This window comes from Candidatus Magnetaquiglobus chichijimensis (genome assembly GCF_045865675.1).
In the GTDB taxonomy this organism is placed as follows: Bacteria; Pseudomonadota; Magnetococcia; order Magnetococcales; family Magnetaquicoccaceae; genus Magnetaquiglobus; species Magnetaquiglobus chichijimensis.
Map to the genome: position 1 here is coordinate 195216 of NZ_BAAFGK010000002.1, position 11943 is coordinate 207158.

12 protein-coding genes are annotated in these 11943 nt (G+C 60.8%); 11 read left to right on the plus strand and 1 reads right to left on the minus strand.

Translation table 11 applies throughout. The features are described from left to right. The first annotated feature begins 95 nt into the window (after positions 1-95). The 3 genes from nifB (at position 96) to draG (ending at position 3234) form a co-directional block, all read left to right on the plus strand. Positions 96-1058, plus strand: coding sequence for a nitrogenase cofactor biosynthesis protein NifB (nifB, locus tag ACOY6C_RS02865; protein WP_420903971.1), 963 nt, complete (start codon positions 96-98; stop codon positions 1056-1058). Between the two features lie 626 nt (positions 1059-1684). Then, the gene (locus ACOY6C_RS02870; protein ID WP_420903972.1) at positions 1685-2281 is read left to right on the plus strand and encodes a nitrogen fixation protein NifQ; all 597 of its coding nucleotides are present in this window, start codon (positions 1685-1687) and stop codon (positions 2279-2281) included. Beyond that, complete coding sequence (gene draG, locus ACOY6C_RS02875) at positions 2278-3234, plus strand: ADP-ribosyl-[dinitrogen reductase] hydrolase (RefSeq protein ID WP_420903973.1); 957 nt, start codon at positions 2278-2280, stop codon at positions 3232-3234. Before ACOY6C_RS02870 ends, draG begins: the two co-directional genes overlap by 4 nt. Positions 3235-3312: 78 nt before the next feature. On the opposite strand, the gene ACOY6C_RS02880 is transcribed toward draG, so the two are convergent. Next, a complete protein-coding gene (locus ACOY6C_RS02880) occupies positions 3313-4158 on the minus strand; it encodes an NAD(+)--dinitrogen-reductase ADP-D-ribosyltransferase (protein WP_420903974.1) in 846 nt (281 codons plus the stop codon). Positions 4159-4325: 167 nt separating this feature from the next. On the opposite strand from ACOY6C_RS02880, the gene nifH reads away from it, so the two are divergent. The 8 genes from nifH to ACOY6C_RS02920 all read left to right on the plus strand — a co-directional run bounded on the left by nifH (position 4326) and on the right by ACOY6C_RS02920 (position 11937). Beyond that, positions 4326-5222, plus strand: a complete 897-nt coding sequence (gene nifH, locus ACOY6C_RS02885) for a nitrogenase iron protein (RefSeq protein ID WP_420903975.1) — start codon at positions 4326-4328, stop codon at positions 5220-5222. A gap of 31 nt (positions 5223-5253) precedes the next feature. After that, positions 5254-6705, plus strand: a complete 1452-nt coding sequence (gene nifD, locus ACOY6C_RS02890; protein ID WP_420903976.1) for a nitrogenase molybdenum-iron protein alpha chain — start codon at positions 5254-5256, stop codon at positions 6703-6705. 85 nt (positions 6706-6790) lie between these two features. Then, positions 6791-8362: a nitrogenase molybdenum-iron protein subunit beta gene (gene nifK / locus ACOY6C_RS02895; protein ID WP_420903977.1), complete on the plus strand. Its 1572-nt coding sequence runs from the start codon at positions 6791-6793 to the stop codon at positions 8360-8362. A gap of 11 nt (positions 8363-8373) precedes the next feature. Then, positions 8374-8586: a putative nitrogen fixation protein NifT gene (nifT, locus tag ACOY6C_RS02900; protein WP_420903978.1), complete on the plus strand. Its 213-nt coding sequence runs from the start codon at positions 8374-8376 to the stop codon at positions 8584-8586. 151 nt (positions 8587-8737) lie between these two features. Then, positions 8738-9466, plus strand: a complete 729-nt coding sequence (locus ACOY6C_RS02905) for a NifB/NifX family molybdenum-iron cluster-binding protein (protein WP_420903979.1) — start codon at positions 8738-8740, stop codon at positions 9464-9466. Positions 9467-10322: 856 nt separating this feature from the next. Next, positions 10323-10847 carry a GNAT family N-acetyltransferase gene (locus tag ACOY6C_RS02910; protein WP_420903980.1) on the plus strand — a complete coding sequence of 175 codons (525 nt, stop codon included), beginning with the start codon at positions 10323-10325 and terminating at the stop codon, positions 10845-10847. Between the two features lie 38 nt (positions 10848-10885). Then, a complete protein-coding gene (locus tag ACOY6C_RS02915; protein WP_420903981.1) occupies positions 10886-11524 on the plus strand; it encodes a phage tail protein in 639 nt (212 codons plus the stop codon). Between the two features lie 92 nt (positions 11525-11616). Next, positions 11617-11937, plus strand: coding sequence for a DUF6916 family protein (locus ACOY6C_RS02920; protein WP_420903982.1), 321 nt, complete (start codon positions 11617-11619; stop codon positions 11935-11937). Positions 11938-11943: the final 6 nt, after the last annotated feature.

Sequence of the window (11943 nt, forward strand, 5' to 3'; positions counted from 1 at the left end):
TTATGAAAATCATATAATTGATCGCAGGCATGCCTTTTGCGGACGCTTATGGCAAGCGAAATCGACCCAGTTACCCGAGGTCAAGGAGAGCGGTCATGAGAATCATCCCAGAGAGTGGAATCGGGCCCACCAACGGCCTGATCGACGAGCATCCCTGTTATTCGGAGGGAGCTTCCCATCGGTATGCGCGTTTGCATTTGGCCGTGGCGCCGGCCTGCAACATCCAGTGTCGTTATTGCAACCGTCGTTTCGACTGTGTGAACGAGTCTCGACCTGGCGTTGTTTCGGCGTTGTTGACTCCGGAGCAGGCGTTGGAGCGGGTGCGGGAGGCGCGGCAGCGATTGCCGATGTTGCGGGTGATCGGCATTGCCGGTCCGGGGGATCCGTTGGCCAACCGGGAGCGTGTGTTTTCCACCTGTCGGTTGGTGCGGGATCGGTTTCCGGATTTGCATTTATGTTTATCGACCAACGGATTGAATCTGGTTCCGGACACGGTGGACGAGATTGTTTCGTGTGGCATACGGCATGTGACGCTCACCTTGAACGCCTTGGATCCGCGTGTGGGTGCGAAGATCTACGCCTGGGTGCGTTGGAAGAACTTCAAGATCGAGGGGGTGGAGGGGGCGGGGATGCTTTTGGAGCGGCAGTTGATCGGTTTGCATGCGTTGATCGCCCGTGGGGTGTTGGTGAAGGTGAACACGGTGTTGATTCCGGGCATCAACGCCGATCAGATTGGACCGATCAATCGGTTGGTGAGCGAGGCGGGTGCTTTCAGTCACAATGTGGTGCCGATGATCAGTGCGCCGGAGCATGGAACCGAGTTTGGACTGGCAGGGATGCGTGGTCCGACTTCGGATGAGTTGCAACGGGCGAGGGAGGCGTGTCGGGGTTCGGCGCGGGTGATGACCCATTGTCGGCAGTGTCGTGCGGATGCGGCGGGTTTGTTGGGTGAGGATCGGCATGCGGAGTTGACGGTGCCCGAGCCGAGGCGGGGAAGGGGGCGGTTGATCGCGGCGATTGCGGGTGGGGCGGAGGTGACGGTGCCGGTCATGGCGTGAGGGGGGGGTGTGATGTGGCTGTGGAGGTAACGTGCATGAGGGAGGAGAACCCCTCTCACCCCTCGTACCATGGACCGGAAGGGGAGGTCCATGGTAACTAACTGGCGGGGTCCAGGGGCCAATGGCCCCTGGTGGGGTTCGGGGCGAAGCCCTGAGGTTTTGATTTTTTGTTTTTTATTCTTTTATGACTTTATCCTTTCGCGCGCTTTTCACGATAAGCGATTTTTCGCGTTTTTTGCGAAAAATCGCGCAAGCGCGCGGTCTTATGTGCCCTTTGTCGTTGCCGCTTTTGGGCAACGACAAAGGGCGAATTGCGCTTGGCGGCCCATGCCGCCTCCTGCGGCCTGTTTGGGGCAAGGCGAAGCCGGGTCGTTTTGCCAACACCGCAAAACGACCCGGCTTCCAAGGCTGCGCGCAGCGATTTTCACAAAAGGCGTGAAAATCGCTTTTTTGTAGAGCGCGCTAAAAGCAAAAGCAATCTAAAAAGAAAAAGAATAAAGAAAAAGAAAAGGATAAAAAACAAAGGCAAAACCTCGGAGGCGCTGCCTCCGAACCTCCGCCGGGGACCTTCGGTCCCCGGACCCCTGCGACAGTTGGAACGATCCATTGGCCCCGGGAGCCAGACCATGCAACCTCTCCTTCAACCCACCGTCATTCCACCCAACGTGGTTCGTGCCCGCTCGGCCCCCTATCTGCAACTCTCCATGACCGCCCGCCCGCAACCGCATGGCGAATGGCTGGCCCGCATCGTCGCCTCCTGGCTGGGCGGGGATACCCCCCTGCCACGCTACATGGGATTGGGTGCCGAACAGTGGCGCGCCTTCATGCGCCACCACTTCCCGGAGGTGGAACCCGCTACGCCGAACCGCATCGGCCAACCCGCCGACGCACGTCGCAATTGGGAACGCCAGGCACTGGTCGAGCTGTTTTTGAACCACGCCTCCATCGATCCGCGCGAGGCGACCTGGCTGGCCCGCATCCTGGCCGAGGCGTGCCTGGGATCGGAACACCTGTGGCGCGATCTGGGACTCTGGTCGCGACAGGATCTCTCCAGCCTCCTGAACCTGGCCTTTACCCCCCTGGCCCAGGCCAACACCCGCGACATGAAATGGAAGAAGTTCTTCTATCGCCGCCTGTGCGAGGCCGAGGGGCTGCGGTTGTGTACCGCGCCATCGTGCGAGAGTTGCGCGGATCTGGACCTCTGCTTCGGACCCGAAACGTGAAAATACCCAGCCATTGGAGCCTGGCACGCCAACGGGCGGTGGGGGCCTATCTGGGATTGGCGGTCGGCGATGCCCTGGGGGCCACCGTGGAGTTCATGACCCCACGGGAGATCCGAACGGAACGTGGGGTACACCGGGAGATCGCGGGTGGGGGGTGGCTGCGCCTGAAACCGGGTCAGGTGACCGACGACACCACCATGAGCCTCGCCCTGGGCGACGCCATCCTCTCCGAGGGGCGGATCGATCCCTGGATCGCGGCACGGTCGTTCGATGGCTGGATGCGTACCCGCCCGGTGGATATCGGCAATACCGTGCGCCGGGGAATCCTGCACTTTCGCCACAAGGGGATCCCCTGCGCGCCTCCCTCGGAATACGATGCCGGCAACGGCTCGTGCATGCGGGTGTTGCCGGTGGTGCTGGCCTGCCAGGGGGGATCGGTGGAAAGCCTGACCCTGGCCTGCCTGCATCAGGGACGGGTGACCCATCACAACCCCCTCGCCGAGGCGGGTACTTTGTGCGTGGCGCGCATGACCCGCCTGGCCCTGGAAGGGGCATCCGTGGAGGTGATGCTGCGCGGACCGGTCAAAAATCTGCTCGAGGCCCATCCCGACTTCAAGTTCCGGGTACTGCCGGAGATCTCCAACCCCTCCGGCTACATCGTCGAAACCCTGCGCGCGGTGTTCCAGGGGTTCATCGACTCGGACAGCTTCGAGGAGTGCCTGATCAAAGTGGTCAATCTCGGCGGAGATGCCGATACCACCGGCGCCATCGCCGGCATGCTCGCCGGTGCCCGACACGGCGTCCAGGGGATTCCAGGCCGTTGGCTCGATGCCCTGCAACCGGAGGTGGCCGCCTCCTGCATGCAACAGGCGCTCAACCTGCTCGCCCGCTCCCCGATGCCGGTCATGCCCGCCGAAGGGTGGTCGCAACCCGAACGACGCCCGGCAGCCTGATTTTGGATCACGCCGGGGGATCGCTCGCCCCTTTTGGCCGCACCAAGGGGGCGTGTCGGGTTGTCTCCCCCAGGGTCGTCAACCCGACAACGCCACCTCGTGCAGCCCGCCGATCACCAGATACTCCTCCTCGCCCTTGAGCACCCCAGGCAGCAGCGAACTGTAAAACAATACCTTCACCCGTGGCGCACGCATTTTCAGGATCCGGTCGCCGAACTCGTCCGCGCGCTCGCGGTTGGGGGTGAAGGAGTTGAGATTGTTCAACAACACCACCACACGGTTGCGATCCAGACGGGCCACGATGTCGTGGGATTCCAGCCGGTTGACCCCGCGATAGAGGGTCAGCCAGCGCGCCTCGGGATCCTCCTTGAGCAGCGCGTATTGGCAGAAGGTGTACAAAAGATCCAACTGCGATTCCAGCGCGTTGGCGTTGTAGACCCCGGCCCCCTGCTCGGCCAGAAACCGTTGATACCCCTCGCTGTCCGGGGCTACCCGTCCGCCGAAATAACGCGGCAGCAGCCCGAAACGGGAGGCTACCCACCCCTTCATCACCGCCCCCTCCCGTCCATCGGGATTGAACAGCCAGCCGCGCAGCAGGCTTAAATAATCCGCCTTGTCGCGCCGCACCCGTGAACGGAGGTCGAAACCGGCCTTTTCCGGTGCGTCGAGCTGAAAGTGGACGGTCATGTAATCCTTGAATTGCGCAGCGCGCGCCTCGAGGGTATCCAGCCGTTCCAGACGGCGGAACAGATCCCGGTGCGGAATCATCACCCCGTCGAGTTCCAGAGGCAGAGGACGCTCCTGAAAATCCAGACAGGCGATCACCGACGAAGGGATGTTGCAACGGTTCAAACGCACCCAGCAGTCGCGTGGCGGACGCCAGTATTCGTGGGTTGGGGTCTGTACGCTATCGGACACAGCCATGTGGGTTGTCGGATTGCGGACCTGTTCAGAGAGGGGTTCGTTTATCATAATATTGTTATAAATCATGATGTTGAAATAAATTCCACAATTGGCTTGGTAAATGCGCCATGGAAACGTAACGTTGGTCGCATCGCAACCCCCAGAAACATAAGGAAAGGAGTTCCCCCATGGCAATTCGGCAATGCGCGATTTATGGCAAAGGCGGCATCGGCAAATCCACCACCACGCAAAATCTTGTGGCGGCCCTGGCCGAGGCTCAGAAAAAGGTGATGATCGTCGGCTGTGATCCCAAGGCCGACTCCACGCGCTTGATCCTGCACGCCAAGGCGCAGAATACCATCATGCACCTGGCGGCGGAAGCGGGAAGCGTCGAGGATCTGGAGTTGTCCGACGTGCTCAAGAGCGGCTACGGCGGCATTCGCTGCGTGGAGTCGGGCGGACCGGAACCGGGCGTGGGCTGCGCGGGTCGTGGCGTGATCACGGCGATCAACTTCCTGGAAGAGGAGGGGGCCTACGAGGAGGATCTGGACTTCGTGTTCTACGACGTGCTCGGCGACGTGGTGTGCGGTGGATTCGCCATGCCGATTCGCGAGAACAAGGCCCAGGAGATCTACATCGTGGTCTCCGGCGAAATGATGGCCATGTACGCGGCCAACAACATCGCCAAGGGTATCGTCAAATATGCCAATTCCGGCGGCGTGCGTCTGGCGGGTCTGATCTGCAACTCGCGCAACACCGATCGCGAGGCGGATCTGATCGAGGCGCTGGCCGCGCGTCTGGGCACGCAGATGATCCACTTCGTGCCGCGCGACAACGTGGTGCAGCGCGCCGAGATCCGTCGCATGACGGTGATCGAGTATGACCCGGCTGCCGCCCAGGCCGACGAGTATCGTCAACTGGCCCAGAAGATCATCCACAACAAGAAGCTGGTGGTGCCCAAGCCCCTGACCATGGACGAACTCGAGGAGCTTCTGATGGAGTTCGGCATCCTGGATGAGGAGGATGCGAGCATCATCGGTCGCACGGCGGCCCAGGAGGCCACAATTCCGCTGGTTGCCGCCTGATACCGATACAAACACTCGAAAGGTCGGGAGAATGACCATGTTGACCACGCATGAAGCGGAAACATTGATCAAGGAGGTGCTGGCGGCCTATCCGGTGGAGTCGGGCACGGAGCGGGCCCAGCATCTGGCGGTGCTGGATCCCGAGGCTGGCCAGGAGGGGAGTTGCGTCACGGCGAATCGCAAGTCGCTGCCCGGCGTGATGACCATTCGCGGTTGCGCCTATGCCGGATCCAAGGGGGTGGTGTGGGGTCCGATCAAGGACATGATCCACATCTCCCACGGTCCGGTGGGGTGCGGTCAGTACTCCCGCGCCGGACGGCGCAACTACTACATCGGTCACACCGGGGTCAACACCTTCGGAACCATGAACTTCACCTCGGATTTCCAGGAGAAGGACATCGTGTTCGGCGGCGACAAGAAGTTGGCCAAACTGCTCGACGAGGTGGATACCCTCTTTCCCCTCAACCGGGGGATCACCGTGCAGTCGGAGTGTCCGGTGGGTCTGATCGGCGACGACATCGAGGCGGTCTCCAAAAAAAGTGCCGTCACCCTCGGCAAGCCGGTGGTTCCGGTGCGTTGCGAGGGGTTCCGCGGGGTGTCGCAATCCCTCGGCCACCACATCGCCAACGACACGATCCGGGATTTCATCCTCGATCGTCCGGGAGCGGGCGAGGGGTTCGAGTCCGGACCGTATGACGTGGCAATCATCGGGGACTACAACATCGGCGGCGATGCCTGGTCCTCGCGCATCCTTCTGGAGGAGATGGGGTTGAACGTGGTGGCCCAGTGGTCCGGCGACGGCACCCTGGCCGAACTCGACCGCACCCCCAAGGCGCGCATGAACCTGGTGCACTGCTACCGGTCCATGAACTACATCAGCCGGCACATGGAGGCCAAGTACGGCATTCCGTGGATGGAGTACAACTTTTTCGGTCCCACCAAGATCGCCGAGTCGCTGCGTCGCATCGCGGCCAAGTTCGACGAAACGATCCAGGCCGGGGCCGAGGCGGTGATCGCCAAATACCAGCCGTTGGTGGATGCGATCACCGCGAAGTTCCGTCCGCGTCTGGAGGGCAAGCGGGTGATGCTGTATGTGGGCGGGTTGCGTCCGCGCCATGTGATCGGCGCCTATGAGGATCTGGGCATGGAGGTGGTGGGCACCGGCTATGAGTTCGGCCACAACGACGACTACGAGCGCACCACCGAAGAATTGACCAGGAACACCACGCTGATCTACGACGACGTGTCGGGCTATGAACTCGAGAAGTTCGTCGAGAAGATCCGTCCGGATCTGATCGGTTCCGGGATCAAGGAGAAGTATGTCTTTCAGAAGATGGGCATTCCGTTCCGACAGATGCACTCCTGGGACTATTCGGGACCGTATCACGGTTATGACGGCTATGCCATCTTCGCCCGTGACATGGACATGACCCTGAACAACCCCTGCTGGAAAATGATGACACCCCCCTGGCGTCAGGCGTGATGCGTGACGCGATCGACCAGGTGCCATACGACACCACTCGAACGAAATTCCGCGCCGCGGATGGGCGGCGCGGATGGAGGACGACATGAATCAAACCGTCGAGAAGATCATTCCCTGTTATCCCCTGTTCCAAACCGATGACTACCGCGCGAGTCTCAACAAGAAGGGCGCGGAGTTCGAGGCGCGGGTGCCGCGCGAGACCATCGACGAGACCTTTTTGTGGACCACCTCGCCCGAGTACAAGGCGCTCAATTTCGGACGCGAGGCGTTGACGGTCAACCCGGCCAAGGCGTGTCAGCCGTTGGGGGCGGTGCTTTGTGCCTTGGGATTCAAGAACACCCTGCCGTATGTGCATGGCAGTCAGGGGTGTACCGCCTATTTTCGCACCTACTTCAACCGTCACTTCAAGGAGCCGGTGGCCTGCGTTTCCGACTCCATGACCGAGGACGCGGCGGTGTTCGGCGGACAGAAGAACATGTTCGCCGGCTTGAGAAACGCCAAGGCGCTCTACAATCCGGAGATGATCGCCGTCTCCTCGACCTGCATGGCCGAGGTGATCGGGGATGATCTCAACGCCTTCATCACCAACGCCAAGAAGGAGGGGAGTCTGCCCGACGACTTTCCGACCCCGTATGCCCACACCCCGAGTTTCATCGGCAGCCATCTGACCGGCTGGGACAACATGCTCGAAGGGATCCTGCGTCACTTCACCCTCAACAGCATGGAAGGCAAGTCGCCGGGCAAGAACGGCAAGGTCAACCTGGTGGCCGGCTTCGAGACCTATCTGGGCAACTACCGGGTGATCAAGCGGATGATGGCCGAGATGGGTATTTCGTCAACGCTGCTCTCCGATCCGTCCGCCGTGCTCGATACGCCGGCGGATGGCAAGTATCGCATGTATGCGGACGGCACCACCCAGGACGAGGTGCGCGATGCGCCGAACGCCATCGATACCCTCTTTTTGCAGCCCTGGGGCGCGGACAAAAGCCGGAAGTATGTGAAGGAGACCTGGAACCATGCCGCGACCGCCATCGATGCGCCGATCGGTCTGGCGGCCACGGATCGGTTTCTGATGGCCCTGTCGAGTCTCACCGGGAAGCCGGTTCCTACCTCCCTGGAGCTGGAACGCGGGCGTCTGGTGGACATGATGGCCGACTCCCACTCCTGGTTGCACGGTCGCAAGTTCTCGGTTTACGGCGATCCGGACTTCGTGATGGGCATGGCCCGTTTTCTGATGGAACTGGGCGCGGAGCCGTTGCACCTGCTCTGTCACAACGCCACCAAGCGTTGGGGCAAGGCCATGGAGACCCTGTTGGCCAGTTCTCCGTATGGCAAGGGCGCGGAGGTCCATTTCGGCAAGGATCTGTGGCACATGCGTTCGTTGTTGTTCGATCGCAAGCCGGATTTTCTGATCGGCAACTCCTACGGCAAGTTCTTGCAACGCGATACCCTGCGCAAAGGACGCGAGCACGAGGTGCCGTTGATCCGGATCGGTTTTCCGATCTTCGACCGTCACCATCTGCACCGCCAGAGCACGTTGGGTTACGAGGGGGCGATGACCCTGCTCACCACGCTGGTCAACGCGGTGTTGGAGCGACTCGACGACGACACCCGCGTCATGGGCGAGACCGACTACAACTACGACCTCATTCGATAGGGGAGACGTCGATGCCGGAGATCATGTTGCGACGCAACGATCAGGGACAGCTTCTCTGTTACGTGCCGAAAAAGGATCTGGAGGCCGTGGTCAACGGCATCGAGTTCGACGGGGACGAACAGTGGGGTGGCACCTTGAGTCTGGCCAATGGCGAACGATTCTTTCTCACCCCCTTGCCCGCCCGGCCCAAGTTGCCGTTGACCGCGCGGGTGAGCAAACTGTGACCGCAGCCCCCCGGCATGCCTGACGGCGTGCCGGGGGGGACTCCTGCAATCCTCTTTAACTTGCATGATGGGGGGAGATCCCCCTCACCCCTACCGTGGAGTTCCCTGACGGGCGTTCCACGGTAAAGGTTGGAGCTTAAAGGAGACGACCATGATCCCATCCCGTTTGCCAGCCGAAGAGTTCGACTGGCGTTTGCGTCAGGCCGCCCTCGAATTGGCCCCCTTGAGCGTCGAGGCGTTGTTGGGGCATCTCAAGGCGCTCTGCCAGGATCGGCCCGAGGATCCGGAACGGTTGTCCAAGGTGACTCCCTGTCTGTTGCGGCCCTTGTTGCAGGAGACGTTGCCGGGGATCAACGGCAAGAAGGTGAAAGGGGCGCTGCGCTGGTTGACCGGCGAGGCGGCGTCTGGGGCCGCAATGACGGAGTTGGCGGACGAGGCGCGCGACGACCTGGACGACCAGCCGATTGAAATCGCCGCCCAGCCGCCGGCTGGGGTGGTGCGGGTGGCCATTGCCGACACCCTGGATGGGGGCGCGGAGGGCCATTTTGCCAGCTGCTCCCGGTTCACGATTCACGATGTGGCGCCTGGTTCGACCCGGCGTTTGACCTCCCGGGTCGTGCCCGTGCCAGGGGAGGGCGGGGACAAGGTGGCCGGACGGTTGGAACAGATCCGCGATTGTCGGATCCTGGTGGTGAATGCCATCGGCGGGCCGGCGGCGGCGCGGGTGAGTCGCGCCGGGGTGCTGCCGATCCGGGTGGCCAACGGCATCACCCCGGAGCAGTGGCTGGAGCAGTTGCGTCAGGTGCTGCTCGGCAATCCACCCCCCTGGTTGCGCCGTTGCCTGCTCCCTGCGGAGGCGGCGCGCGGCGCGTGGGGATGAGGTTGGACATGGCCTGCTGATGGATTGCCATCGCACGATTGCAAGGTGCCGGGGGCGATGATCGCCCCCGGTGGAAACCAAGGGCGTTGTCCCTTGGTCTTTTTGTCCGTGGAGCGGGTTTGCGGACGTTCCACGGGAAACCTGCCTGATGGCGGGGATCTCCTCTTCTTCCCCCTGTCGTGGAACGGCCTTGCCGGAGTTTCACGGCAGGAAAGATGTCTCAAAGATCACTCTCCTTGACGCCTCCTGCGTCAACGACCTGCCCGGAAATCTCCCAGACCATCCGTGTGTCGCACCGCAATCCCATTCAGAGAGTGGATCGGATGGGTGCGTGGCGCTTATCCCCTTCCATCGCGACCACGCCGGAAGCGCGCCCGCTGGACATGTGCCCCGGTTTTTAATCCTGGGAAGGCGGAATTGCGACTCCATCAATATCTTAATTCATTAAAATGATGCTGCTTAAAGCATCATGGCAGCGGTAGAATATATTACAATTTTTAATCGTTCTCTTGATATATTCCTTGCCATGTATCATTCAAAACAGCTAATATTGATACGGTATCCAGATTTGTTGGCCTCTTCGGGTGCGTCATGATCTTTAATATCATGTTTCCATTCACTTGAGAGCGCAAATGTGTGGACCCGAAAAACAACTGACAGATGCGGTCTGTGCGCGCCGGAAAAGACGCAGGGTGAACCGATGCAACATGGAAGGTGGTGTGTCTCGCCCTGGTGATGTCTGACCATCGAAGCGCAAAGCATCCTCCCATCTTGTAGCAAACATGCAATGGAGGCTGGGGGGTGCATGCGACCAGGAGTCCCATCCATCCGATGAAGGCAAGGGAGAATCAGCCACATGCTTCCAGGTGTCCAGTCACTGCCCGAGGGATTGCGGTTGCGTCCGGCGACCAGCGCGGATGCGGCTTTCCTGGCCTCGTTGTACCGTTCGACGCGCTGGGATCTGCGTCTTGTCGATGCGGAGCATGAGCGTATCGAATCGTTGATCGATTTCCAGCAACAGGCCCAGACATCCGGATATGGGGAGAGCCATCCGGACGCTTTCACCTTCATCGTCGAAAAACTCGGCGATCGCATCGGACGCGTGATGGTGCTGTTCGGGGAGCAGGAGGTGCGCATTCTGGATATCTCCCTGATTCCAGCCGTTCAGGGGCGCGGATTGGGGGGTGCGGTGCTGCAGGCGTTGCAACGGGCCGCCGAACAGGTCAAGACCCCGTTGACCCTGTGTGTCTGGCGTCTCAATCCAGAGGCCAGGCAGTTTTATGTCTCTTTGGGTTTCCAGCGGGTCTCCCTTGACGCCGTGATGGAGCAGTTGGTGTGGTTGCCAAGCCTGCTGCGCCAAGGTCGTCCGGTGAACCGTTGATCCATCCGCTCATCAACTTGAACCAAAGGAGATTCACCATGGCTGAACCGTTTCTGGGTATGATACTGCCGTTTCCTTACGCCTTCGCCCCCTACAACTGGACCTTCTGTCATGGGCAATTGCTGACGATTGCCCAAAACAACGGCCTGTTTTCCTTGCTCGGCAAGGCCTATGGCGGAGACGGGATCTCCAACTTCGCGGTTCCGGAGTTGCGTGGACGCATGATCGTTGGCGCGGGACAGCGCGCCAATGCGTCCGTTTACCCGTTCGCGCAATATGGTGGCAACGAGACTGTATCGCTCAACTTGGCTCAAATGCCAATCCACAGCCATCCGGCCACCTTCACCGGCACGGGGGGTGGGTCCGGATCCCCCGTCTCCGTGACGGTGAACGTCTCCAAGAATACGACCGGGAATCAATCCAGCCCGGATGCGACCCACGCCTATCTGGGTCCGGTGGAGTCAATGAATGGTGACAGTCTGACCATGTGGTCTGGCACGCTCACCAACCCGGTCAACCTGGCCGGGGTCACGGTTTCCGGCGGTGGGGGCGGAATCACCGGGGGCACGGTCGCGGTTGGCACCGCCGGTGGGGGAGCGTCGGTCAAACTGCTCAATCCCTATCTGGCGCTCAATTTCTGCATCGCCTTGGGTGGAGTGTTCCCAACATCCCAATAGATTCTGTCTGATCATCATGCGGCGCGTCGCAATGCGCGTCGCATGATGACGCTTGAGAACCGTTACGCCCCAGCAAGGAATGGATCATCCCTATGCTCGACACCCTCCGCGCCACCGATTTCACCCCCTTGCTCAACCAATCCGGAACCATGACCACCCCTTCCGGTCTGGATATCCCGGTTCAGGTCGAAGAGGTGACCGAGAACCCGCGCGCCATGCCCTGTCGCCATGCTCCGGAACGACGCATCCCTTTTTCACTCCTGCTCACCTCCCCCCTCTCCGCGCCTCCCTTGACCGATGGCTTGTGCCGTTTGAACCTGGATGGCCTGTCGTTGTCTGATGTTTATGTTGTGCGAATCGTTCCACAGGATGAATCAAACCATCTTGCATGGTATCAAATTGTTTTCAACTGAATTGGG

What these genes read in the sequence shown, in the direction of transcription:
- nifB (WP_420903971.1), top strand. Translation starts at nt 96, where the DNA reads ATGAGAATCATCCCAGAGAGTGGAATCGGGCCCACCAACGGCCTGATC.
- ACOY6C_RS02870 (WP_420903972.1), top strand. Translation starts at nt 1,685, where the DNA reads ATGCAACCTCTCCTTCAACCCACCGTCATTCCACCCAACGTGGTTCGT.
- ACOY6C_RS02880 (WP_420903974.1), bottom strand. Translation starts at nt 4,158, where the DNA reads ATGGCTGTGTCCGATAGCGTACAGACCCCAACCCACGAATACTGGCGT.
- nifH (WP_420903975.1), top strand. Translation starts at nt 4,326, where the DNA reads ATGGCAATTCGGCAATGCGCGATTTATGGCAAAGGCGGCATCGGCAAA.
- nifD (WP_420903976.1), top strand. Translation starts at nt 5,254, where the DNA reads ATGACCATGTTGACCACGCATGAAGCGGAAACATTGATCAAGGAGGTG.
- nifK (WP_420903977.1), top strand. Translation starts at nt 6,791, where the DNA reads ATGAATCAAACCGTCGAGAAGATCATTCCCTGTTATCCCCTGTTCCAA.
- nifT (WP_420903978.1), top strand. Translation starts at nt 8,374, where the DNA reads ATGCCGGAGATCATGTTGCGACGCAACGATCAGGGACAGCTTCTCTGT.
- ACOY6C_RS02905 (WP_420903979.1), top strand. Translation starts at nt 8,738, where the DNA reads ATGATCCCATCCCGTTTGCCAGCCGAAGAGTTCGACTGGCGTTTGCGT.
- ACOY6C_RS02910 (WP_420903980.1), top strand. Translation starts at nt 10,323, where the DNA reads ATGCTTCCAGGTGTCCAGTCACTGCCCGAGGGATTGCGGTTGCGTCCG.
- ACOY6C_RS02915 (WP_420903981.1), top strand. Translation starts at nt 10,886, where the DNA reads ATGGCTGAACCGTTTCTGGGTATGATACTGCCGTTTCCTTACGCCTTC.
- ACOY6C_RS02920 (WP_420903982.1), top strand. Translation starts at nt 11,617, where the DNA reads ATGCTCGACACCCTCCGCGCCACCGATTTCACCCCCTTGCTCAACCAA.